This window comes from Paraburkholderia sp. RHO2, assembly GCF_050955445.1.
In the GTDB taxonomy this organism is placed as follows: domain Bacteria; phylum Actinomycetota; class Actinomycetes; order Mycobacteriales; family Mycobacteriaceae; genus Prescottella; species Prescottella agglutinans_A.
The window spans coordinates 4,828,561-4,852,426 of sequence record NZ_CP162617.1 but is presented as its reverse complement, the minus strand read 5'-3'; the positions used below and the strand labels follow the sequence as shown (position 1 = coordinate 4,852,426).

Annotated in this window: 20 protein-coding genes and 1 pseudogene; 10 read left to right on the top strand and 11 right to left on the bottom strand. The window is 66.9% G+C overall.

Going from position 1 to position 23,866, the window contains the following annotated elements; all coding sequences use genetic code 11:
* Positions 1–77: 77 nt before the first annotated feature.
* From ABTV10_RS22610 to hutU, 5 genes are all read right to left on the bottom strand, one after another.
* Positions 78–866, bottom strand: coding sequence for an IclR family transcriptional regulator (locus ABTV10_RS22610; protein ID WP_433607769.1), 789 nt, complete (start codon positions 864–866; stop codon positions 78–80).
* A gap of 83 nt (positions 867–949) precedes the next feature.
* On the bottom strand, positions 950–1,636 hold the full coding sequence (locus tag ABTV10_RS22605) for an IclR family transcriptional regulator (RefSeq protein WP_499030644.1): 687 nt from the start codon (positions 1,634–1,636) through the stop codon (positions 950–952).
* Between the two features lie 52 nt (positions 1,637–1,688).
* The gene (locus tag ABTV10_RS22600; RefSeq protein WP_499030642.1) at positions 1,689–2,843 is read right to left on the bottom strand and encodes a CaiB/BaiF CoA transferase family protein; all 1,155 of its coding nucleotides are present in this window, start codon (positions 2,841–2,843) and stop codon (positions 1,689–1,691) included.
* A gap of 14 nt (positions 2,844–2,857) precedes the next feature.
* Complete coding sequence (locus ABTV10_RS22595) at positions 2,858–4,021, bottom strand: acyl-CoA dehydrogenase family protein (protein WP_433607763.1); 1,164 nt, start codon at positions 4,019–4,021, stop codon at positions 2,858–2,860.
* A 268-nt stretch (positions 4,022–4,289) separates the two neighbouring features.
* On the bottom strand, positions 4,290–5,966 hold the full coding sequence (gene hutU / locus ABTV10_RS22590; protein ID WP_433607761.1) for a urocanate hydratase: 1,677 nt from the start codon (positions 5,964–5,966) through the stop codon (positions 4,290–4,292).
* Positions 5,967–6,228: 262 nt separating this feature from the next.
* Between hutU and ABTV10_RS22585 the strand changes: the two genes are divergently transcribed.
* From ABTV10_RS22585 to ABTV10_RS22575, 3 genes and pseudogenes are all read left to right on the top strand, one after another.
* Positions 6,229–9,636, top strand: a complete 3,408-nt coding sequence (locus tag ABTV10_RS22585) for an NAD-glutamate dehydrogenase domain-containing protein (protein ID WP_499030639.1) — start codon at positions 6,229–6,231, stop codon at positions 9,634–9,636.
* A 121-nt stretch (positions 9,637–9,757) separates the two neighbouring features.
* Positions 9,758–10,549: an HpcH/HpaI aldolase/citrate lyase family protein gene (locus tag ABTV10_RS22580; protein ID WP_499030637.1), complete on the top strand. Its 792-nt coding sequence runs from the start codon at positions 9,758–9,760 to the stop codon at positions 10,547–10,549.
* Positions 10,550–10,618: 69 nt separating this feature from the next.
* A pseudogene (locus tag ABTV10_RS22575) lies at positions 10,619–10,969 on the top strand (MBL fold metallo-hydrolase); the annotation flags it as partial.
* Between the two features lie 83 nt (positions 10,970–11,052).
* On the opposite strand, the gene ABTV10_RS22570 reads toward ABTV10_RS22575, so the two are convergent.
* From ABTV10_RS22570 to ABTV10_RS22550, 5 genes are all read right to left on the bottom strand, one after another.
* Positions 11,053–11,976 (bottom strand): LysR family transcriptional regulator, encoded by a 924-nt coding sequence (locus ABTV10_RS22570; RefSeq protein ID WP_499030635.1) that lies wholly within the window; start codon positions 11,974–11,976, stop codon positions 11,053–11,055.
* A gap of 114 nt (positions 11,977–12,090) precedes the next feature.
* Positions 12,091–13,419 (bottom strand): MFS transporter, encoded by a 1,329-nt coding sequence (locus ABTV10_RS22565; protein ID WP_499030633.1) that lies wholly within the window; start codon positions 13,417–13,419, stop codon positions 12,091–12,093.
* A 1-nt stretch (position 13,420) separates the two neighbouring features.
* A complete protein-coding gene (locus ABTV10_RS22560; protein ID WP_499030631.1) occupies positions 13,421–14,866 on the bottom strand; it encodes an aromatic amino acid ammonia-lyase in 1,446 nt (481 codons plus the stop codon).
* 357 nt (positions 14,867–15,223) lie between these two features.
* Positions 15,224–15,448: a hypothetical protein gene (locus tag ABTV10_RS22555; RefSeq protein ID WP_499030629.1), complete on the bottom strand. Its 225-nt coding sequence runs from the start codon at positions 15,446–15,448 to the stop codon at positions 15,224–15,226.
* Positions 15,449–16,128: 680 nt separating this feature from the next.
* Positions 16,129–16,959 carry a HalD/BesD family halogenase gene (locus ABTV10_RS22550; protein WP_499030626.1) on the bottom strand — a complete coding sequence of 277 codons (831 nt, stop codon included), beginning with the start codon at positions 16,957–16,959 and terminating at the stop codon, positions 16,129–16,131.
* 33 nt (positions 16,960–16,992) lie between these two features.
* Here ABTV10_RS22550 and ABTV10_RS22545 point away from each other — a divergent pair, with 33 nt between their 5' ends.
* The gene (locus ABTV10_RS22545; protein ID WP_499030624.1) at positions 16,993–17,343 is read left to right on the top strand and encodes an NAD-glutamate dehydrogenase domain-containing protein; all 351 of its coding nucleotides are present in this window, start codon (positions 16,993–16,995) and stop codon (positions 17,341–17,343) included.
* A gap of 58 nt (positions 17,344–17,401) precedes the next feature.
* A complete protein-coding gene (gene hutC / locus ABTV10_RS22540; RefSeq protein ID WP_499030622.1) occupies positions 17,402–18,157 on the top strand; it encodes a histidine utilization transcriptional repressor HutC in 756 nt (251 codons plus the stop codon).
* Between the two features lie 181 nt (positions 18,158–18,338).
* Here hutC and ABTV10_RS22535 read toward each other — a convergent pair whose 3' ends face one another.
* A complete protein-coding gene (locus tag ABTV10_RS22535; RefSeq protein ID WP_499035231.1) occupies positions 18,339–19,136 on the bottom strand; it encodes an alpha/beta fold hydrolase in 798 nt (265 codons plus the stop codon).
* An 81-nt stretch (positions 19,137–19,217) separates the two neighbouring features.
* Between ABTV10_RS22535 and ABTV10_RS22530 the strand changes: the two genes are divergently transcribed.
* From ABTV10_RS22530 to ABTV10_RS22510, 5 genes are all read left to right on the top strand, one after another.
* A complete protein-coding gene (locus tag ABTV10_RS22530; protein WP_433607733.1) occupies positions 19,218–19,571 on the top strand; it encodes an ArsR/SmtB family transcription factor in 354 nt (117 codons plus the stop codon).
* Between the two features lie 84 nt (positions 19,572–19,655).
* On the top strand, positions 19,656–19,985 hold the full coding sequence (locus ABTV10_RS22525; RefSeq protein ID WP_499030620.1) for a hydrogenase maturation nickel metallochaperone HypA/HybF: 330 nt from the start codon (positions 19,656–19,658) through the stop codon (positions 19,983–19,985).
* A gap of 3 nt (positions 19,986–19,988) precedes the next feature.
* Positions 19,989–20,819 carry a hydrogenase nickel incorporation protein HypB gene (hypB, locus tag ABTV10_RS22520; protein WP_499030618.1) on the top strand — a complete coding sequence of 277 codons (831 nt, stop codon included), beginning with the start codon at positions 19,989–19,991 and terminating at the stop codon, positions 20,817–20,819.
* Between the two features lie 118 nt (positions 20,820–20,937).
* A complete protein-coding gene (locus ABTV10_RS22515; protein ID WP_433607727.1) occupies positions 20,938–22,023 on the top strand; it encodes an NADH-quinone oxidoreductase subunit B family protein in 1,086 nt (361 codons plus the stop codon).
* A gap of 46 nt (positions 22,024–22,069) precedes the next feature.
* The gene (locus ABTV10_RS22510) at positions 22,070–23,863 is read left to right on the top strand and encodes a nickel-dependent hydrogenase large subunit (protein WP_499030616.1); all 1,794 of its coding nucleotides are present in this window, start codon (positions 22,070–22,072) and stop codon (positions 23,861–23,863) included.
* Positions 23,864–23,866 lie beyond the last annotated feature (3 nt).

The following is a 23,866-nucleotide window of genomic DNA, read 5'->3' as shown; positions in this document are numbered from 1 at the left end:
ATACGAGACCATAGTCTCGTATGTAAGACAAGAGTCGGGTTGAGGTTTGCCGGGAAACGGCGTGCCGGACGGCGGGCTCAGGACTCCGTCGACGCCTCGACCATGCGATCGCTCAGGCTGTCGGAGAAGTGCGCGGCCGCCTCCGCGACCAGCTGGGCCAGCTCGCCGATCTCCGCGTCGGAACGCGCACCGGTCAGGTAGGCGACGCCCAGCGCGGCGACGGGACGTCCCTCCCGTGTCACCACGGGGCAGGCGATGCAGGTGACGCCGTTGGTGGTCGAATCGCGCTCCACCGCGTACCCCAGTTCGCGGTCCGCCTTCAGCAGGGCCCGCAGCTCGTCGAGCGACGTGGGGCCCTCGCCGGTGCGCGTCGGCCAGCTGTAGCCGGCGTACAGCGCGCTGAGCTGTTCGGGATCGAGGCGAGCGAGGATCGCGCGTCCGACAGCCGTGAGATGGGCCGGCAGGCGCGTGCCCACCTCCGTCACCAGCCGGACGCCCGGCTTCAGCGGCTCACGCTTGTCCAGGTAGATCACGTCGGTGCCCTGCAGCACCGCCAGGTGCGACGTCTCGTCCGCGGCCTGGGTGAGCGCCACCATGTGACGCTGCCCCTCGCGGTGCAGCGGACCGGAGCGCATGTACGACGCGCCCACCTCGAACGCGGAGACGCCGAGCGTCCACGCCCGCTGATCGGGCCAGTAGGAGACGAAGCGCCGGTCCCGCATCACGTTGAGCAGGTGGTGCGTGGTGCTCTTGGGCAGGTCGAGCGCGCTCGAGATCTCCGTCGCCGCCATGGGCATGCCCCGCCGGGCCAGCAGGTCGAGCACGTCGAGCACCCGCTCCGCGGACTTGATCCGACTCGTCGACATCGAAACGTCCCCTTTCGGCCCCGGCCGATCGGCCGGAGTGCCGCGTCATTTTCTCGAATACGAGACCGCGGCACCAAACCTTCTCAGTTCCGGCCGTCGCCGGCTGCCGAGGGGGCGGTGCCGCCCAGCTCGGCGGACAGGCGCGCGCAGCGCTCGACGAGCACCTGCCCGTGCTGGGCGCAGACGTCGTCGTCGAGTCGGAACGTGGGTCCGACGACGCTCAGGGCGCCGACGATCCTGCCGATCGCGTCGTAGATCGGGGCGGCGACGCCGGTGGAATGGTCCTCGATGGTGTCGTGGGCGATGGCGTAGCCGTCCGCGCCCACCTCGCCGAGCAGGGCCGCGCCGACAGCGGTTCCCCGCAGCGGCACCGTCTGGCCCACCCATCCCATGTGCCGGATGGCGTGGGTGCCCTCGATCTGCCCCATGTACAACGCCGTACCGCGAGGCCCGGGAGCCGACAGGTACGTCGACTCCCGGGTGATCTCGGCGATCTCGACCATGGCCGGTTGCGCGCGGAGGAGCAGCTGGTTGTCCGCGATGGCCTTCGCGCCGATCTGCAACAGTCGCGGACCGACCCGGTAGACGTTGTCCTCGCCGCGCAGGACGAACTCGGTCTGCTCCAGACTGCGGATCAGCCGCAGCGCCGTGCTGGTCGCGAGATCGGTCGTCTTCGCCGCGTCGGCGAGGGTCAGCCCGCCGTGCTCGATGATCGCGCCGAGCAGTTCGAAGGTGCGACTGACACTGCGTGTCACGTCACCGGGGGCCATGCGTGTCTCCCATGCCGAGGGCGTCGACCGAACGGTCGACCGTGCGGTGAATCTATCGCGCCCGCGCCTCGCCGAGAATCTCGTCGTGGTGCTCGTCGAGCAGCGGGCTGCGGCGGACCGCCGGACGTGTGCTGTCGCCGAACACGACCGGCTGCCGGACGTAGGACACCGTACCGGCCGCCGGATGCTCGAACGACTCGACGACGCCGCGGTACCGGGCCTGCTCCGAACCGAGCGCCTGCTCGACGTTCCACACCTCGGAGCCGGCCAGGCCGGCCGCGTCCAGCAGTTCGAGGACCTGCGCGACGGTTCGGCCCGCGGCCCACGCCTCGATCTCCTTGCGCACCGCCGGCTCGTTCTCGGTGCGGAGGGTGTCGTCGACGAACCGCGGATCGGTGATCAGGTCCTCGCGCTCCATCGTCCGTGCCAGCTTCTCGAATCCCTGCTGGGTCGCGATCGCGAGCACGAAGAGCCCGTTGTCGGCGCGGTAGGTGCCGAACGGCGTCGAGACCGGGTGGCGGTTGCCGACCCGCGCCGGCGTCACGCCCGTGGCCTGCAGCTGGCTGTGCGCGGTGGGCAGCATCGCGAGCATGCTGTCGAACATTGCGACGTCCAGGTGCTGGCCCTGGCCGGTCGTGCGGGCGGCCAGCAGCGCGGTGCTGATGCCCCACGCGGCGAACAGCCCTGCGACGGTGTCGCCGAACGACTCTCCGAGACGCGTCGGGCCGGACTCCTCGGTGCCGGTGATGCTCATGACGCCGGACAGCGCCTGCACCACCAGGTCGTAGGCCGCGGCGCCCGCCATCGGACCGTGCTGGCCGAAGCCGGAGATCGACGCGTAGACGATCCGCGGATTGCGGGCCCGAGCCGCCTCGTAGTCGATGCCCAGCCGGGTGGTGACGCCGGGGCGGAAGTTCTCGACGACGACGTCGGCGTCGGCGATCAACTGCAGCAACGACTCTCGGTCCTCGGGATCCTTGAGGTCGAGGGCGATCGAGCGCTTGCCGCGGTTGAGCACGTTGAAGTAGATGCTCTCGCCGTCCCGGAACGGGCCGAGGTGCCGAGAATCCTCGCCGGCCTTCGACTCGACCTTCACGACGTCGGCGCCAGCGTCGGCGAGCAGGGCGGTGCAGAACGGTCCGGCGAGCACGCGGGACAGGTCGACGACGCGGACGCCGTCGAGCGGGGGGAGTGCGGGGGTGGTCATCGCTGCCTCGACTCTCAGTACTCGGTGGACCGGATCGACGGGGCGTTGCCGGCGATCGTCAGCAGCTGGATCTGCGAGGTGCCCTCGAAGATGCGCAGGATCCGGCAGTCGCGGTAGAGGCGCTCGATCTCGGACTCGCGCATGAACCCGGCGCCGCCGTGGATCTGGACGACGTTGTCGACGATCGAGAAGCAGGCCTCCGTCGCGACGTACTTCGAGATCGAGGCGGCACGGCGCAGGTCCTGTCCGGCGTCCTTGACGTCGGAGGCCCAGTCGGCGGTCACGCGCGACGACACCAGCTTGGCATCGCACTCGCCGAGCAGCAGCTGGATGGCCTGGAACTCGGCGATGGGGTGGCCGAACTGCTTGCGCTCGGAGGCGTACTCGCGGCCGAGTTCCCACGCGCGCAGGGCGATTCCGTTGGCCATCGCGGCGACGTCGATGCGGGCGCGGTTGAGTGCGGTGAGCGCGATGTTGCCGCCGCGTCCCTCCGTGCCGATCACAGCGTCGTGCGGCAGCACCACGTCGTCGAGGTACACGGTGTAGGTGGGCGCCGAGCGGATGCCCATCTTGTCCTGCGGCTCCGAGTAGCTGATCCCGGGCGTGCCCTTCGGGACCGCGAAGGCAGTGATGCCACGGAAGCCGGCGGACGGGTCGGTCTTGGCGAACAGCACGACCAGGTCGGCCTCGCGCGCGTTGGAGATGAAGGTCTTGGAACCGGACAGGTGCCAGCCGTCGTCCTCGCGGCGCGCCACCGTGCGCATCGAGGCGATGTCCGAGCCCGCGTCGGGCTCGGTGAGCGCGAAGCCGGCGAGGACCTCACCGGAGGCCAGGCCGGGCAGCCAGCGCTTCTTCTGCTCCTCGGTGCCGCCGACGAGGATCGGCTCAAGGCCGAGGTAGTGGGCGGTGTAGATCGACGTGAGCGCGGCGTCGGCGCGGGCGACCTCCTCGATCGCGACGAGCTGGGCGCGCGTCGACAGGCCCAGGCCGCCGTACTCCTCCGGCACGGAGATGCCCATCAGGTCCTGCTCGGCGAGGCGTCGGATCAGGTGCGCGGGGAACTCCTTGGACTCGTCGCGCTCGGCGGCGCCCGGAAGGATCTCCGCATTCGCGAATGCGCGCACGGTGCTGCGGAATTCGGACAGGTCGATCGCGTCGTCGAGGGTCTGAGCGGTCATGGGTAACTCCTGGATGAACGAGAGGGGGAATCGCTAGATTTCATCTAGTGGAAGTCGATTGCCATCTAGTGGCATGCGATGACTATGGCATCACACCCCGCCGTTTGTCCAGGGGCGGTTCCCCGTCGTTCCCGGACCCGGAAACGACGACGAGCGGCAACACGCAGGGGGGATCGTCCTGCGCGTTGCCGCTCGTCGCGGAGCCGACGTCAGTGCCGCCGGTTCGGGCTCACGCTGGTCGTCGTGAGCCCTTGTTCAGGTGTGAGGTTCAGTTGTTCTCGGACATCGGGATGCGCACGCCGCGCTCACGCGCGGTGTCGATGGCGTGCTCGTAGCCGGCGTCGGCGTGCCGGATGACGCCCATGCCCGGGTCGTTGGTGAGCACGGCCTCGATCTTCTTCGCGGCCAGCTCGGTGCCGTCGGCGATGCACACCTGACCGGCGTGGATCGAGCGGCCCATGCCGACGCCGCCACCGTGGTGGATCGACACCCAGGAGGCGCCGGAAGCGGTGTTGACGAGGGCATTGAGCAGCGGCCAGTCGGCGATCATGTCCGAGCCGTCCTTCATCGCCTCGGTCTCGCGGTACGGCGAGGCGACGGAGCCGGAGTCGAGGTGGTCACGGCCGATCGCGATCGGGGCGGACAGCTCGCCGTTGGCGACCATCTCGTTGAACTTCAGGCCGGCCTTGTGGCGCTCGCCGTAGCCGAGCCAGCAGATGCGGGCGGGCAGGCCCTCGAAGGCGACCTTCTCGCCGGCCATCTCGATCCAGCGCTTGAGGTGCTCGTTCTCCGGGAAGAGCTCGAGGATCGCCTTGTCGGTCGCGGCGATGTCCTTCGGGTCGCCCGACAGCGCGGCCCAACGGAACGGGCCGAGGCCCTCCTCGAACAGCGGACGGATGTAGGCCGGGACGAAGCCGGGGAACGCGAACGCGCGGTCGTAGCCGGCCTTGCGGGCCTCGTCGCGGATCGAGTTGCCGTAGTCGAAGACCTCGGCGCCCTTGTCCATGAAGCCGACCATCGCCTCGACGTGCGCGGCCATCGACTTGCGGGAATCCTCGGTGAACTGGGCCGGGTCCTTCTCGGCCATCGCCTTCATGTCGGCGAAGTCGACGCCGAGCGGCAGGTAGGACAGCGGGTCGTGCGCCGACGTCTGGTCGGTGACGATGTCGATCGGGGCGTCCATCTCCAGCAGCGCCGGGAAGATCTCGGCGGCGTTGCCGACCAGGCCGATCGACAGCGGCTTGCGGGCGTCGCGGGCCTCGGTCGCCAGCTGCAGCGCGTGCTCGATGCTGTCGGCCTTGGTGTCGAGGTACTTGTGCGCGATGCGGCGGTCGATGCGGGTGACGTCGCAGTCGACACAGATCGCGACACCGTCGTTCATGGTGACCGCGAGGGGCTGCGCGCCGCCCATGCCGCCCATGCCGGCGGTGAGGGTGATGGTGCCGGCCAGGGTGCCGTCGAAGCGCTTGCGTGCGATCGCGCCGAAGGTCTCGTAGGTGCCCTGGAGGATGCCCTGGGTGCCGATGTAGATCCAGGACCCGGCGGTCATCTGGCCGTACATCATCAGGCCCTCGTCCTCGAGCTTGCGGAACTGCTCCCAGTTGGCCCAGTCACCGACGAGGTTGGAGTTCGCGAGGAGCACGCGCGGTGCCCACTCGTTGGTGCGGAAGACGCCGACCGGCTTGCCGGACTGCACCAGCATGGTCTCGTCGTTCTTCAGCGTCTTGAGGGTGGCGACGATGGCGTCGAACGCGGCCCAGCTGCGGGCGGCGCGGCCGGTGCCGCCGTAGACCACCAGGTTGTCGGGGTGCTCGGCAACCTCGGGGTCGAGGTTGTTCATGAGCATGCGCAGCGCGCCCTCCTGCTGCCACCCGAGGGTGTTCAGCTCGGCGCCACGGGGGGCGCTGACCGGGCGGGCCTCGTGGCCGGGTGAGGTGATGTCCATCGGGTAACTCCTAGTGATCGGGCGGTGAGGGCGCTGCTGCGATGTGCGGCTGTCGAGCGACTCCGTTGTCGTCCACATCCGGTCTGTCGTAGGTGTTGTGCGCTGGCTCACGTTCTGTAACTATGACTTGTATATTCCTGTCTATACAAGCTCGTGTCAAGGGGCATCCAGCGATACAGCCCCCTGATGTCGAGTGTTCGACCAGTTGAACGGACACAACGACCAGTCGGGTGCAGCGTGGCACCCGGCGGAAGGTTCCCAGATGAACACCGTCCCCACCCAGACCGATCCGATGCCGAACCCCCGCGAGATCGACGACGCTCTCGCCCGAATCTTCCGCAGTTGGGACGAGCGTGTGCTCGCCGACGCGGACCCGGCGACGCGTGAGCATCTCGTGCGATTCGTCTCCGGCCTGCCCGCCGGATACAAGCAGGACATCACCCCCGAGCGTGCGCGCATCGACCTCGACATCCTCGCGGGGCTCGCCGACGGGAGCGTCGGCGTCCGACTCGTTCCCGAGGTGACGGCGCGCGGCACGCACCGCCTGTCCCTGTACGTGGGCGGGCGCCCGGCATCGCTCGGGGATCTCATGCCGCTGCTGCAGAGCCTCGGCGTCGAGGTCCTCGACGAACGTCCGTACGCGTTGGTCTCTCCGGCCGACCTGCCGTGCTGGGTGTACGAGTTCACCGTCCGGTACCCGATCGCGCCGGAGGACGGGTTCGACGACTTCGCCTACCGCTTCGGTGCAGCGGTCGAGGCGCTGTGGGTGGGTGCCGCCGAGGCGGACCGGCTGGGCGAGTTGGTCGCCCGGGCGGGCCTGCACTGGCGTGACGTCTCGGTACTGCGCGCGTACGCCGAGTTTCTGCGTCAGGGCGGATTGCCTTACAGCAGTGCGTATGTGGCGGACGTGCTGTGTCGCTATCCGGAGATCGCGGCCGGACTGGTGCGGTGCTTCGCGGCGCGATTCGATCCGGCGACCCCGTCGGACGACGGCGGCGACGCCGACGCCGCCGAGGTGTCGGCCTCGATCGAGCAGGTGTCGGGCCTCGACGAGGATCGGATCTTCCGGGCCCTCCTGAGCGCCGTCCGCAACACCGTGCGCACCAACCACTTCGCCACGCCCACTCGTGCGGCGCTGGCCCTCAAGCTCGATTCGCAGGGCATCGGCGAACTGCCCGAGCCGCGGCCCCGGCACGAGATCTTCGTGTATTCGCCGGCCGTGGCGGGTGTGCACATGCGGTTCGGGTCGGTCGCGCGCGGCGGGCTGCGTTGGTCGGACCGTCGGGAGGACTTCCGCACCGAGGTGCTCGGCCTGGTCAAGGCGCAGGCGGTCAAGAACGCGGTGATCGTGCCCGTCGGCGCGAAGGGCGGCTTCGTCCTGCGCCGCCCGCCCGCGCCGACCGGTGACGCCGAAGCCGACCGCGCGGCCCTGCGGGAGGCTGGTGTCGCCGGCTACCGCACGTTCATCAGCGGTCTGCTCGACCTGACCGACAACATCGACCGAAGCACCGGGGCGGTTGTGCCGGCGCCGGGGGTCCTCCGCCACGACGGTGACGACACCTACCTCGTGGTGGCCGCCGACAAAGGGACGGCCTCGTTCTCCGACATCGCGAACGCGGTCGCGGCCGAGTACGACTTCTGGCTCGGGGACGCCTTCGCGTCCGGCGGGTCGGTGGGGTACGACCACAAGGCGATGGGCATCACCGCGCGGGGCGCGTGGGAGAGCGTGAAGCGCCGCTTCCGTGAACTGGGTGTCGACTGCCAGCGGGAGGACTTCACGGCTGCCGGCATCGGCGACATGAGCGGTGATGTCTTCGGCAACGGAATGTTGTGCAGCAGGCACATTCGGCTCGTGGCGGCGTTCGACCACCGACACGTGTTCCTCGATCCGAACCCCGACCCGGAACGGTCGTACGCGGAGCGGGAGCGGCTGTTCGCGCTGCCGCGATCGTCGTGGGCCGACTACGACCGGTCGCTGATCGGCCCGGGCGGCGGTGTCTGGGAGCGCGGCGCCAAGTCCGTCCCGATCGGCGACGAGGTCCGCCGGGTCCTGGGACTCGACGCGGGAGTCACCGAGATGACTCCGCCCGAACTGATCCAGGCGATCCTCCGGGCTCCGGTGGACCTGTTGTGGAACGGCGGCATCGGCACCTACGTCAAGGCCTCGACCGAATCCCACGCCGACGCGGGGGACAAGGCAAACGACGCTGTGCGGGTGGACGGATGCGATCTCCGCGCTCGAGTCGTCGGCGAAGGCGGCAACCTCGGCCTGACCCAGGCGGCGCGGATCGAGTTCGCCCGTGCGGGCGGCCGCGTGGGTACCGACGCGCTCGACAACTCGGCCGGTGTGGACTGCTCCGACCACGAGGTCAACATCAAGATCCTGCTCGACGATCTGGTCGGTGCCGGCAGCGTCGATGCCGAGGTGCGGTCGCACCTGTTGGCCGAGATGACCGACGAGGTCGCCGCACTGGTGTTGGCGAACAACGTCTCCCAGAACGAGTTGATCGGCACGGCGATCGCCGCCGCACCCTCGATGCTGGAGGTACACGGACGCCAGATCGCAGCGCTCGAGGCGGCCGGCGCGCTGGATCGCAGGCTCGAGGTGCTGCCCGATCGCAAGGCGATCGCGGCGCTGGGCCGGTCCGGGGCGGGGCTGTCGGCGCCGGAGTTGGCGACGCTGATGGCGCACGTGAAGCTCGAGCTCAAGAGCGCCCTGCTGGCCGGCGACCTCGTCGACCACGACGTGTTCCTGCCGATCCTGCGCGAGTACTTCCCGCAGCCGCTGCGGCGCGATCACGCCGACGCCATCGACCGGCATCCACTGCGCCGCGAGATCGTCGCGACCGCATTGACGAACCAGGTCGTCGACCGTGGCAGCATCAGCTACGTCTTCCGCCTCGCAGAGGAGGCGGGCGCCACTCCCGATGACGCCGTCCGCGCGTTCAGTGTGGTCAGCGAGGTGTTCGGGCTGCCCGAACTGTGGTCGAAAATCGCGACAGCCGATGTTCCGAGCGCGGTCGCCGACGAACTTGTCTCGGTGACGCGGCGGTTGCTCGACCGGGCGTCGCGGTGGATGCTGCACCGGCGGCCGCAGCCGCTCGCGGTGGGCGCGGAGATCGCGCGGTTCCGGGACCGGATCGAGGACGCGTCGGCGCATCTCGAAGAGTGGCTGGTGGGCGCCGACCGCACCAACCTCCGGGACCGCACGCGTGCGGTCGCGGAGCGCGGCGCACCGGAGGACCTTGTTCAGGACGTCGAACTGGCGCTCGACCGGTTCGGTCTGCTCGACGTCGTCGAGATCGCGGAGCTGGCCGAGTGCGACACGGCGGTCGCCGGTGAGCTCTACTTCCGCCTGTGCGAGCGGGTGGGGCTCGTCCCGCTGCTCAACGGGGTCTCCGATCTGCCCAACGAGGGACGCTGGGATGCGCTCGCGCGCCTGGCTCTGCGCGACGAGCTGTACGACAGCGTGCGCGCCCTCACCCTGGACGTCCTCGCGCAGAGGGCTCCGGGCGACGACAGCGAGCGGATGATCGCGGATTGGCAGGAACGCAACGAGTCCCGTCTGCGCCGGGCTCGCGAGGCGCTCGCGGAGATCGCCGCATCCGGCCGACGGGACCTGGCGGCGCTGTCCGTCGCGTCGCGTCAGCTGCGGCGGATGGTCGGCTGATCCGCAGAAACTGACCTGTGCTCCATCCACGAGAGGAAAAGTCATCACTACCCTGAACTGCCGCAACATCAGTGAGTCCGTCGGGGCGGTCGCTCCGCGTGACGCGCGTTCGTGGCTGCTGGTGCCCGGAACCCGCACGCACGGACTGGAAGACCAGGTTCGAGGGTATGGCCCCGACGCCGTCATCCTCGATCTCGAAGACGGCGTCGTGCCCGGAGACAGGCCGCGTGCCCGCGACGAGATCCACGATTGGGCAGCGAGGGGTGGGAAGGCCTGGATCCGGGTGAATCCAGCCACCACTGCGGATTGGCAAGTGGACCTCGACTTCGCGGCGCACTGCCCGGGGATTCTCGGGGTTGTACTGGCGAAGGCCGAGGACCCGGCCGAGGTCGACGCGACCTCGGCCGGGCTCGGCGACTTCGCTGGTGGTGTGATCGCTCTGATCGAGTCCGCGACGGGGGTTCTGAACGCGGTCTCGATCGCGCGCGCGAACTCGTTGACCCGCTTGGCATTCGGCAGCGGCGACTTCCGTCACGACACGGCGGCGACGGACGACTCCGCCACCGTCATGGGGGCGCGGTCCCACCTCGTCCTGGCCAGCCGATCGGCCGGGCTCCCCGCTCCGATCGACGGGCCGTCTCTCGCATCCGACGCGGACGGACTGCGCAACTACTGCCGCCGTTCCGTGGCAAACGGGATGGGCGGCATGCTCTGTGTGAAGCCGGATCACATTCGGATGATCAATACCGGGTTCGCGCCCAGCACGGAGGAGGTCCAGCGCGCCAGGGAACTTCTCGCCAACCGCCCCGACAGCATCGACGGAAGCTACCTTCCGCGTCTGCGTGCGGCCGAGGCGATCCTCGACCGCGCCCGGAAGTACCGCACCGATCTCCTCGAAGGCGCTGGGGTGTAGTGAGCCGATAACAAGGTACACAACCGTGTTCGTCCCCGTTCCACGGCTGGAACGGGGACGAACGCGCATCCGGACCACCGTCTGGCGGTCGATGTCGCGTGCGGCTTGTACGCCCCGGTTCTGTTGCATCCGGCCGACCACGCCCTGTGGCAGACGTTTCACGGTGACCACCGCTACTGGCGGCTCGACGACGGACAGCGTATTGCGGTGGCCGGCGAAGAGATCCAGGTGGTGCACACCCCTTCCCCTACGGCCGGGGCGGTGTCCCTGTACGTCGCGCGTCTGGGCGTCCTGATCGCCGGTGATGCCCTGGAGACGCCGGCCGACCGGCGGGCGAGGGCAGCCTCGAGTCCCCACCCCGGTTCACGAAGCCCTCCGGGGCCTTCCGTGCGACACGCGTGTCCACCCCGGGCACGGTGACTGTTTCGCGCTCGGACACGTATTGCGCTCGCCTGCAGATCGATTCGACGATCGGAGTGCGTGATGACGCGGAACCGGCGTCCCTATGAGGCGAGCAGACCTGCACTGCTCGTCGCAGCCGAGATGAATGACTGCATGACGGGAGTGATCCTGCGACCCCGATGCCACGCGATCCCGATGATCCTGGGGCTGACCCGGATCAAGTCGACGATCCGGAATCCGGACTGGTTGACGTCCACCGACAGCCGCGGCATGACTGCCGCGCCCAAACCCTCCGCGACCATGCCCAGGATCGTGCCGTTGTCGTTGCTGCGGAAGACCACGTGATCATTCAGGCTGGGCCGCCCCAGTCGCGAGGCGATGTCATGGATCCCGCGCAGTTTTCCGTAGGCGATGAGGGGAATGTCGGATATCCGGTCGAGTTGCATCGGGACTTCCCCGGTCGCGATCGGTGAACTGTCAGGTACGACGAGAACGTACGGATCGACAAGCAGCTCAGCGGATTCGAATGGACCCGGTGTCAGGGGAAAGACCATGAACGTCAGATCCAACTCGCCGCCCTCGACCCGCTGGAGGAGGATCTCGTCGTCGTCGTGCTCCTCGAGCACGACGTCTATACGGGGCCAGGTTTCCTTGAACAGCTTCAGGGTGTGCGGGAGGATCTTCGTGCCGACGCTCTCGTAGCTGCCGACTCGCAGGGTTCCGACGGCGCCCTCGGACAGCGCGTTGACATCGGCCCACGCTGTTTCGAGTCGTGCCTGGATCGCTTTCGCGTGTTCCAGCAGAATCTTTCCCTCATCGGTCAACGTGACCGATTGGAGAGTGGTGGTGGGACGATCGACGAGGCGTCGCCCCACCACGGACTCGAGCTTCTTTATCTGCTGACTGACCGCGGATTGGGTATAACCGAGTGCATTGGCAGCGGCCGTGAACGAACCCGCCCGACCCACCTCGGCCAATGCGAGGAAGTGTCGAAATTCGATCGACGTCCACGGTGGCCTACTCATGAATTGCTTCTATTCGACTCGCATATCTGCACTGGACTGACTTTCCGGCAATGACAGTTGCCGCACTCCGCGCGGATCGCGAAGTGCGGCAACAGTAATCTCATTTCCCGGCGCTCAGACCAGGTGCTGCGATCTGGTCTCGGGTGCCCATCGGATGGAGATCAGCATGCCGAGGAGCAGTACCCCGGCGAGCCAGTACATCGTGGCGGAGATTCCCCAGTTCGTGAGGCTGACAGGGAGGATGAAGGTGCCGGCGGCCGAGGCGATCCGGCTGAGCCCGTTGGCCAATCCGACGCCGGAGGCCCTGAGGCTCGTGGGGAAGAGCTCGGCGGGATAGACCTGCGTGATGTTCGAGGCGGCCGACATCACGAACGTGTAGATGACGAACGGAATCATCATTGCCGTGACCGACATGTCGCTCAGCGCGCCCAGTGCCACGAGGGAGACGGCGAGGACACCGAACGACCAGATGGTGAACGAGCGACGGGGCATCTTGGCGACGAACCAGATTCCGGCGATGCCTCCGACGAGGAGGAAGATGTTGAGGATCAGGTACTGGAGATCGGCGTCCTCGACGTTGAGCCCGGACAGGATCGTGGGAACGAACGTGTAGATCGCGAAGTACGGGAGCACGAGAGCGCTGTAGAACAGAACGGCGAACCAGGTGCGCTTCCGGTAGGTCGGGCTGAAGAGTTCCTTGTACGCGGTGAATTCCTCTTGCTGCGCGACTGTGGTGGTATCCAGTTCCACTCCGAAGCAGCGGCGGACGATTGCGCGTGCTTCGTCGACTCGTCCCTTGCTGATCAGCCATCCGGGTGATTCGGGGGTGCCGATTCGAACGACCAGCACGATCACGGCGGGGATCGCGCCGCTGGCCAGGAGCCAGCGCCACGAGTCGTCGCCGGTGTTGAGGTAGGTTGCGATCACGTTGGCGGCGACGTAGCCGACGGTCCACGCGACGGTGAGCGAGGCGAGCATGGCTCCGCGTTGCTTGCGCGGCGCGAACTCCGACATCAGGGTGGGTCCGACTGCGTAGTCGGCACCGAGTCCGAAGCCGATGAGAACGCGCAGGGCGAACAGTATCAACACGTTGGGGGTCCACAGCTGCAGCAGCGACACCGCTGCGATCAGCACGAAGTTGAGGACATAGAGGCGTTGCCGCCCGATGATGTCTCCGACTCGTCCCAGGATCATGCTGCCGAGGAAGAGGCCGATCAGGGCGGAGCTGGCGATCATCCCTTCCCAGAACGAGGACAGTCCCATTTGTGTGCTGATCGTGGGCAGGATCGCGCCGATGATTCCGAGCGTGTAGCCGTCGGAGAAATTGGCGCCGAGTGTCATCGCGGTGATCTTGGCGTGGAATCGGCTGAACGGAATTTGGTCGAGCGCGGTTGGTTGGGCGGGCGCGTCGCTGGGTTCGGTGATCACTGAGTTTTCGGACATATCAAATGCCTTTCAGTCCATGAGACTGGGTGAGGAAGTTGACCGCGCTCTCGAGGTCTTGGGTGAGTGGACGGTCGAGGCTGTTCGGATCGAGAACGCTCGATACTCGCTGGAGGTAGGTGCCGAGCGGGGTTTCCGGATCGAGCGAAACATCGAGGATGCGAAGTGCCCTCACCGCGGCGACGAGTTCGCACCCGAGCATCTCGTTTGCAGACTGAATGCAGTCCTGCAATTGTTCGACAGCCTGCGAGTGGAAGCTCGCGTGGTCCTCGGTCCCGCGTGAGATGGTGACTGTTCCGAGCGTTGCCGGGGTCGCCGAATTCCGAGACCTCGCCAGGGACGCTGCCGCGATGTACTCGAGCAGCATGACGCCGCTGCTGCCGGCCGGCCCGACCGCCAGAAACGGATCCAGGCCTGTGAACGAGGGCTCGGTGAGGTTCGCCAGTCGCCGCATCGACAGATTCGCGACGCCGAAGAGGGCGAGTTTGGAGTGGTCGCATGCGAGGGCCAGGGCCTGCACGTGGAAGTTCGCGTTGTGGAAGACATCGTCCCGATCGACACTGACCACCGGGTTCTCGGCTGCCGAGTTCAACTCGATATCCAGTGCAGCCGAATAGGATTCGAGCGCATGCCGCGCGGGGCCGAGAACCTGCGGGAGGGCGCGGAACCCGTACGAATCCTGCACCCGCCGTGGGGTCCACTGGTGGCCTGCGACGAGAGCCCGGATCCTTGCGGCCGTCGACGCCTGGTGTGGTTGCGGGCGCGACGCATGGACGAACTCGTCGAACGCCTCGGTCGAACCGCGGGTCGCGATCAGCGACAACGCGGCGACAGCCTCGTAATGCGCGATGTAGCGCTCCATCGCCTGGCAGGCAGCGATACCGCGGGCGACGCCCATGGCATTTGTCGAGATCAGCGCCAGAGCGTCGCCGGGGTGGGGGCGCCAGATCGGGTCCCGTCGACCGCTCTCGAGGTCGGCCTCGCCCATCAGCCCCAGCGCGATCTCGGCGAACTGACTGAGATCCGCGGTTCCGATGGCGCTCGAAGCGTGTACTCGCGGCAGGTCGTCGTGGCTGAGCGACTTCGAGATCGCCTCGACGATGTCCGGGTGCATGCCCGAGCCGCCGGCCAGCAATTGGTTCAGCCGCACGATCATCGCAGCGCGGACGGTGTCATGGGAGAGATAGGGCCCGGCACCCGTCGCGTGACTGCGTAGCAGCCGGAGATCCTGCTCGAGTGCTTGGTCGATCTGCACCTCTCGGTTGGCGCCGACTCCGGTCGTCCGACCGTAGACCTGCCGACGTTCAGCTGCACTCGTCGCCGTCTTCCACGACCGTTCCATGAGATCAAGGGAGGCCGCATCCAGTTCGAACGGGCTCATGGAATTTTCCGTGAGAGCTGTCAGATCTTTTCCGGTCAAGTTATGGCCTGGGTTGGTGTAGTGCACTGGAAATTCCCTTTTTCGTCCGTGTTCGTCATGCCGACTTGATCAATTCAGAAGCACTGCAAACTCCGGCGCGATCATGTCGACGAGAAACGAAGGGGGCCGGAGTCATGATTGCCCCACTCGCTGGCATGCTCCAGCGGCATTGCGCTGTCGCGCAATTACATTGCGTCTCAGTAGAAAAGCTTCTGGTTGATGTCGTTCAGCTTGTCGTCCGGCTTTTCGGAACAGGCGAGAACTGTATTGGCTCGCGTCTTCTCGCCTGCCACCGGAGTGACGTGATGCTTGGAGTGCCGATCCTGGAAGAACCGAGGGTGCCCGGTTCGTTCTGCGGGGTGATCGCGCCGGTTGGAGACCCGTTCAGTCGCTCCGCCACCACCTCGTGGTTCCCCGATTCCGGGATCGGAGCATGTGGAAGCGTCCGCATTCCCGCCCGGCGGGGTGGAGCATCCGGCCCTCGGCCTCGGGCTCGCGGAACTGCGCCCAGTTGGCCCCGTCAACCGTGGGGTTGTCCACGCGGAGCACGCTCGGCGACGCCGGGGCGCTGATCGCGCGTGCCTCGCCGCCGGGTGAGGTGATGTCCATCGGGTGCTCCTAGTGATCGGGCGGTGAGAGCACTGCCCGCGGTACGAGGCTGTCGAGCGACTCTGTTGTCGTCCGCATCCGGCGTCCGCAGCTGTTGTGCGCTGGCTCACGTTCCATGAGCGCGGCTTGTATATTCCGGTCTATACAAGCTGATGTCAAGGGGAGCGGCTTCCGACCGGCCTTCGGCGCAGCTAGGCCCGCTTGCCGGGTGGACCTGACTTTGATCTGGATACCGTTCGGTATTCGATGGGGCGAGTCGAACCGGGCGGCTGAGCGATCGGGTGGCAGGTTCGGTTGCGCAGCCCGAGTGGCTGGTGTGGTCAAGCTGGTCTCGTATTCGACGGGTCAACTAGGCGGGCCTGGTAGGGCGTCGGTGATAGGCCTGTTCGGCCCGGAGGCGATCGCGGTCCGAACCGACACTTGGGCGAACCTGCGGGAACGACTGCGATCCGCGGTCGCTGTGCACGATACAGCCGATCGCCTGCTCATCGCCCACAGCCCGTCTGCGACGGCGGAGTCGAGCGCGTCGACCTCCCGGTCCGAGCCGGTCGAGTAGCCCACGATCCTGAGCGAGAGCATGTTCCTCGACGGCGCGCAGTCGGCGATGAAAAGCGCCAGGGGCCGGCGGCATGTTTGCGCGATTCGCTCGCATGCCTCCGGCCCCTGGCGCTGTCGCGCGGTTACGTTGTGCGTCCGTAGAAGAGTTTCTGGGTGATGCTGTTCAGCTTGTCGTCCGACTTCTCGGAATAGGCGAGGACGGCATTGACGCGGGTCTTCTCGCCCGCCACCGGAGTGACGCGGTGCATGGAGTATCGACCACGGAAGAAGCTGAGGGTGCCCGGCTCGTTCGGCAGGGTGATCACGCCGGATCGGGATCCGTTCAGCCGCTCCGCCACTGCCGCGTAGTTCTCCGATTCGGGGGATCGGAGCATGTGGAAGTACTCGTACTCTCCGCCCTCGTCGGTGGGCTGGAGCATGAGAGTCACTGCGAAATGGGATCGGTCGAAATGCCAGCCCAGTTCGTCGCCCTGCTCGAAGAGCGCCACCGAGCAGGCGCCCAGTGCGTCGTCGTAGCGGTAGAAGCTGGGCATTTCCAACGCCTGTCCGATGAAATCGGTCAGCGGATCCCAGTTGTAGACCGTTTGCAGGGCGGATTCCTCGGCGATCTGGTCCCACGCGATCGTGAGCTTCGAGGAGTGCTGGAGCATCCCTCGCGGGTCGTCCGCCGCCGCGTCCTCGGGAATGTCCTCGAAGTACACGTTGTGTGTGTCGTCGGTCCGGTAGGCGTCCGCTGACTTTTCGAGCGCCTCCGCGACGAGGATTTCGACGGCATTCGGTCGAATGAATCCGTCGAGCTGGCATGCGCCGCGAGTCCGCAGATCATTCCGGCAACGCTCGATCAGTCGGCGCCCTTCCTCGGAATCGAGGCGATCGATCGGATACCGATCCAGGTCGATAATCTCTGCAATTGCAGTCGCATCGAAGGCGACCGCCGCCAGCTCTGAAGTCATTCATCTGCCTTTCGTACGGATCATGCGCAATCCATGCTGGGTCGTGCCTGTCGCCCGCGGCAAGCTCGCATTAGTGATCGAGGTCATTACTTCGGCTTATGTGTTTGGAATGTCTCGACGACCACTCCGCCAACCCCTTTCCTCGACGTCTCGCGGCATGGTCGGAACTCGGTCTGGAGCGCCAGTTGCACCGGGTGGTTCGCGGGAGCCGGTCGGCAGGTGGTGCGGGCAGTCGGGACCGGTGACATGAGCGGCGACGTCCTCGATGACGGAATGTTGTGCAGCAAGTACATTCGGCTTGTCGGGGCGTTCGTTCACCGACACGTTCTCCTCGATCCCGATCGGCAACCGCTCGCCGTCCGGGCCGAGGTCACTGGTCGGTAGACTTCGTGGGCCGAGTCGACCATCGGAGCGGCAGGATTTCGAGGAACAGGGGCAGCGGATGGCAGTGGTTGACGTCGACGCGGAACTTGCCGCGCTGTTCGGCGAGGCCGGCGGCGAGTCCGTGCCCGCGTACGAACGGGTCAAGAAGCTGGTCGCGGAGCAGATCCGTTCGGGCCGTTGGTCCGAGGGCGACCAGTTGCCGTCCGAGAACCAGTTCGTCAATGCGCTGGGTCTGTCCCGGATGACGATCAACCGCGCGCTGCGCGAGCTGACGAGTGACGGCCTCATCGTGAGGATGATGGGTATCGGAACGTTCGTCGCCAGCACCAAGACCCCGTCACCGCTGTTCGAGGTGAAGAACATCGCCGACGAGATCCAGGAGCGTGGGCACCGGCACCGCACCGAGGTAGTCTTCGTTCGCGAGGAGGAGACCGATCATTCGCAGGTCTTCCTTCGGGATGCTGTCGGCGCCAGGGTGTTTCACTCGGTGCTCGTGCACTACGAGGACGACACGCCGATCCAGGTGGAGGACCGTCTGGTCAATCCCGCCGAGGCGCCCGACTACCTCGACCAGGACTTCACCACGATCACGCCGAACGACTACCTCAGCCGCGTCGCGCCCCTCGTGCGCGGTGAGCACGTCGTCGAGGCCGTCCTCGCCAGCCCGGAGGAATGCCGCCTGCTCCGGATCGACCGCGGCGAACCGTGCCTGCTGATCCGCCGCCGAACCTGGTCCGAGCGTGGATTGGTGAGCGCGGCGCGCCTGATCCACCCGGGCTCGCGCAACCGTCTCGAGGGTGCGTTCACGCGCTGATCAGCTCATGTCCCCGGTACGGGGAGCATTCTCGCCGCCGGACGGGCGGAGAGACGAAACGCCTGCGGAGAGACGGTCAGCCTCCCCGCGTGAGTGGGGAGCACGACTCTGTGAAACAGGAACCCACCGAGAGCGCCGACGGCGCTGGTAGGAATCCCCGGCCTCCAGGCCGAGGAGGACGTCAAGACACTCGATGCTCCTCCAGGAACGGCCTCACCACCGCCAGGACCTCGGGCGATGCCGCGACGGTGGTGGCGTGGTCGAAACCGGGGATGACGGCGAGCCGGGAACCCGGAATCAGCGACGCCAGCTTCTGCGTGTCCGAGTACCGGGGCCGGTCCTCCGACCCGACGAACAGCATCGTCGGGACGTCCAGTGCCTCGAGCGCCGCGTCGGGCACACCAGGCTCCTCCTCGGAACGACGCAGGTACGCGACGAGGGCGCGGGTGTCGTTGGCGTCGAACGCTGCCCGGGTCGCCGGATCCAGGGGCCACGCACGATGCGCGTTCCACCGGTCGAGGAACGCCGTCATGCCCTCGTGGTCGAGGACGTCGATGCAGCCCGGGAAGAAGAGCTTGTCGAACGAACCGGCCTGCGGGCGGCCGCTGCCGCCGCCGACGGTGAGGGTGCACAGCCGGTCGGGCGCGGAGACCGCGAGCGAGAGCCCGACGCGGCCGCCGAACGAGTAGCCCAGGTAGTGGGCGCGCTCGTGACCCAGGTCGTCGAGCACCGCGAGGACGTCGCCGACGACGAGATCCATCGCGTACGACGCCGGATCGTGCGGAGTGTCGCTGCGGCCGTGACCGCGCATGTCGGGCAGGACCAGTTGGTACTCGTCGCGCAGGGCCTTGACGTAGCCGAACGCCCGCCAGATCGCGCTCGAGAGCGCGGTCCCGTGCGCGAGCACCAGGGGCGGGCCGTCGCCGATCACCCGATACGCGATGCCGACGCCGTCGACGGGATTGATTGCCTGCTGCATCACCACCCCTACACGGTAAATCGCGCCACCGCGGGGTCCGATTCGGCAGGTTACGGCCGGTCCCGGACCTACACTGGTGCCGTGCCCCCGACTCCGGCCATCGACCCGGACCACGTGCGCCGAGCCGCGCAGGCGCTCGTCGCGCCGGACATCGCGGCGTGGGCGGGCCGTTTCGAACTACTGTCGGACCCCAATCGTCTGCGCCTCCTGCTGTGCCTGCACCACGCGCCGGACATCTGCGTCACGGACCTGGCGGCGGCCCTGGGGATGACCGGGACGGCGGTCTCGCACGCACTGCGGTTGCTGCGGCAGCAGGGGTGGGTGGCCGCCGAGCGGTCGGGGCGCACCGTGCGCTACCGCCTGGTCGACGACACCGTGCACGAACTGCTGCACACGATCGGCGCGACGCACTTCCACGAGCACGACGCGAGCTGACGGCACTTCGCCGAATCCCCTGTTCCCCGTCGCGGGGGCGTCCTATCGTGTGATCGACAGCCTCCGTCCGAACGGACACCCGTGATGCACGAAATGGCGATCACCCAGAGCGTCGTCGACGCGGTGTGCGAACGTGCCGCCGGACGCAGCGTGCACAGCATCCGACTGCAGGTGGGCCGACTGTGCGCGGTGGTGCCCGACGCGATGCAGTTCTGCTTCGAATTGGTCACGGAGGGCACCGTCGCGGAGGGGGCTCGTCTCGACATCGAGGAGCCGCCCGGCCGCGCGCACTGCCGCGGCTGTGGCGAGGACTTTCCCCTGCTCGACCTGGTGCTTCTGTGTCCGTGCGGCAGCGCCGACGTCGAGGTCCTCTCGGGTCGTGAACTGCGGATCATGTCGATGGAGGTGGGTTGAGCGATGTGCGCGACCTGTGGATGCGGCAAGGTCGACGAGCCGGCCGGGGCTCGGATCACGGTTCCGGCAGACGGGGCCTCCGAGCACGAACACCAGCACGACCACGGCCACGGGCACACTCACGAACACGGTCATGGGCACACTCACGAACACGGGCACGGGCACGACCATGCGCCCGTCGCGACCGAGACCGTGACGCTCGAACAGAAGATCCTGGACAAGAACGACCGGTTGGCCGCGGAGAACCGGTCGTGGCTGGCCGAACGTGGGGTGCGGGCCTTCAACCTCATGAGTTCGCCCGGATCGGGCAAGACGACACTGCTCGAGCGCACCGTGCGGGACCTGCAGGACTCGAGTCCGGTGTCGGTGATCGAGGGAGACCAGGAGACACTGCTCGACGCCGATCGGATCAGGTCGACGGGATGTGCTGTGGTGCAAGTCAATACGGGGTCGGGATGCCATCTCGACGCCGAGATGATGCGGAGTGCGCTGGATGCGTTGAGCCCCGCGAACGACTCGCTGGTGTTCGTGGAGAATGTCGGAAACCTCGTGTGCCCTGCACTGTTCGACCTCGGAGAGCAAGGCAAGGTTGTCCTCATCTCCGTGACCGAGGGGGACGACAAGCCGCTCAAGTACCCGCACATCTTCGCGGTGGCCGATCTCGTGATCGTCAACAAGACCGACCTCCTCCCTTATGTCGAATTCGATACGGAGGCGTGTGAACGCAACGCTCGATCGGTGAATCCTGATGTGCGCGTGATCAATCTGTCGGCGACCAGCGGAGAGGGGCTCGGGGAGTGGTATCGGTGGGTGGCCGAGCGCCGCGCGGGATGATCGTCCGGCGTTGACAGACCCACCGTCGTCGCGCCTTAATTGTGGTGGGCGTCACGCAAGTGGGCCGAGGGTCGACTCCGGTGACGCAGGGGCGTTGGAGCCCCGGGGAGTGGCTGCTATGTCGACACCGACGAAAGCTGCGAAGAAGCCGGAACACGCCAAATCTGACGAAACGGACGAGGGTGTCATCCACGTCCTGTGGATCAATGCGGGACTCAGCTGCGACGGCGATTCGGTCTCGTTGACCGCGGCGACTCAGCCGAGTGTGGAGGAGATCGCGCTCGGGGCGCTTCCCGGACTGCCGAAGGTGGCCGTGCACTGGCCGCTGATCGATTTCGAATGCGGTCCGCAGGGCGGGGCCGACGACTTCCTCGAATGGTTCTGGAAAGCAGACCGTGGCGAACTCGAACCGTTCGTTCTGGTGGTCGAGGGATCGATCCCGAACGAGAAACTGCACGACGAGGGCTACTGGTGCGGGTTCGGGAACAATCCGGACACCGGACAGCCCGTCACGACGAGCGAATGGCTGGATCGCCTGGCGCCCAAGGCGACCGCGATCGTCGCCGCCGGCACATGCGCAACGTACGGTGGGATCCACGCGATGGCCGGCAATCCCACCGGTGCGATGGGCGTGCCCGACTACCTCGGGTGGGACTGGAAATCGAAGGCGGGCCTGCCGATCGTGTGCGTGCCCGGGTGCCCGATCCAGCCGGACAATCTCTCGGAAACCCTGACGTATCTGCTGTACCAGGTAACCGATCAGGCGCCGATGATCCCACTCGACGAAATGCTCCGACCGCAGTGGCTGTTCGGGCAGACCGTGCACGAGGGGTGTGACCGTGCGGGCTACTACGAGCAGGCCGACTTCGCTACCGAGTACGGCTCACCCAAGTGCATCGTGAAACTCGGTTGCTGGGGTCCTGTCGTGAAATGCAATGTGCCCAAGCGGGGTTGGATGAACGGCATCGGTGGATGCCCCAACGTCGGAGGCATCTGCATCGGCTGCACCATGCCCGGATTTCCCGACAAGTTCATGCCGTTCATGGACGAGCCGCCGGGCGGCAAACTGTCGAGCACGGCGGTCGAGGTGTACGGGACGATGATCCGCACACTGCGCGGAATCACGGGACGGACGCTCGACAAGGAGCCCAGCTGGCGTGTACCCGGGCGCCTGCTGAGGACGGGCGCCGTGCGCACCTGGTAGCGCGAGACCGACGACAGGCGATTGCCGAGAGAAGAGAGGGTTCTCGATGACTTCCACAGTGCCCGAGCCGAAACGGGGGGCAGTCGACGACAAGGGCCTCGTCGAGATGGCCTGGGATCCCATCACCCGTATCGTCGGCAGCCTCGGGATCTACACCAAGGTCGACTTCAAGAACAAGACGGTCGCCGAATGCCACAGCACGTCGTCGATCTTCCGGGGCTACTCGCTCTTCATGAAGGGCAAGGACCCGCGCGACGCGCACTTCATCACCAGCCGCATCTGCGGGATCTGCGGAGACAACCACGCGACGTGTTCGTGTTACACGCAGAACATGGCCTACGGGGTCAAGCCGCCGCACCTGGGCGAGTGGCTCATGAATCTCGGCGAGGCCGCCGAATACATGTTCGACCACAACATCTTCCAGGAGAACCTGGTCGCCGTCGACTACTGCGAGAAGATGGTCTCGGAGACCAACCCGGGCGTCCTCGCGCAGGCGGAGAAGACTGCGGCGCCGCACGCGGACGCTCACGGATACAAGACGATTGCCGACATCATGCGGGCGCTCAACCCGTTCACCGGCGACTTCTACCGCGAGGCGCTCCAGGTCAGTCGCCTCACCCGCGAGATGTTCTGCCTCATGGAGGGGCGGCACGTTCACCCGTCGACGCTCTACCCGGGTGGGGTCGGCACCGTCGCGACGGTCGAGCTCATCACCGACTACACGACGCGGCTGATGCGCTACATCGAGTTCATGAAGAAGGTCGTCCCCATGCACGACGACCTCTTCGACTTCTTCTACACGGCGTTGCCCGGTTACGAGCACGTGGGCGAGCGGCGAGTGATGCTGGGCTGCTGGGGTACGTTCCAGGACCCGGAAGCGTGCAACTTCGAGTACAAGGACATGACCGACTGGGGTCGGAAGATGTTCGTCACCCCGGGTGTCGTCGTCGACAACAAGCTGGTGACGACGGATCTGGTGGACATCAACCTGGGGATCCGGATCATGCTGGGTTCGTCGTACTACGACGACTGGTCCGAGCAGGAGATGTTCGTGACCACCGACCCGCTGGGCAATCCGGTGGACCGGCGGCACCCGTGGAACCAGCACACCAACCCCAAGCCGCAGAAGCGCGACCTCGAGGACAAGTACAGCTGGGTGATGTCGCCGCGATGGTTCGACGGCAAGGACAATCTGGCCCTCGACACCGGCGGCGGGGCCCTGGCCCGCATGTGGTCCACCGCGCTCGCGGGGCTGGTCGAGACCGACGAGGTGAAGGCCACCGGGCACAGCGTCAAGATCGATTTCCCGAAGACGGCGCTGAAGGGACCGGTCAGTCTCGAGTGGAAGATCCCGCAGTGGAGCAACACGATCGAGCGCAACCGCGCCCGGACGTACTTCCAGGCCTACGCGGCGGCGATGGCGCTGCACTTCGCGAAGAAGGCGCTCACCGAGATCCGCGCCGGCCGGAACAAGACGTGGGAGGCGTTCGAGGTCCCCGACGAGGGCATCGGGTGCGGGTTCACCGAGGCCGTGCGCGGGGTGCTCTCGCACCACATGGTGATCCGCGACGGCAAGATCGCGAACTACCACCCGTACCCGCCGACGCCGTGGAACGCGAGTCCACGTGACGCCGAGGGTGTTCCGGGTCCCTACGAGGACGCGGTGACGGATCTGCACATCTTCGAGGAGAACGACCGCGACACCTTCAAGGGCATCGACATCATGCGCACGGTCCGCAGTTTCGATCCCTGCCTGCCGTGCGGTGTCCACATGTACCTCGGGGACGGCCAGACCCTCGAGCAGGTCCACTCGCCCACACAGTCCATGACCGGGGAGTGAGGT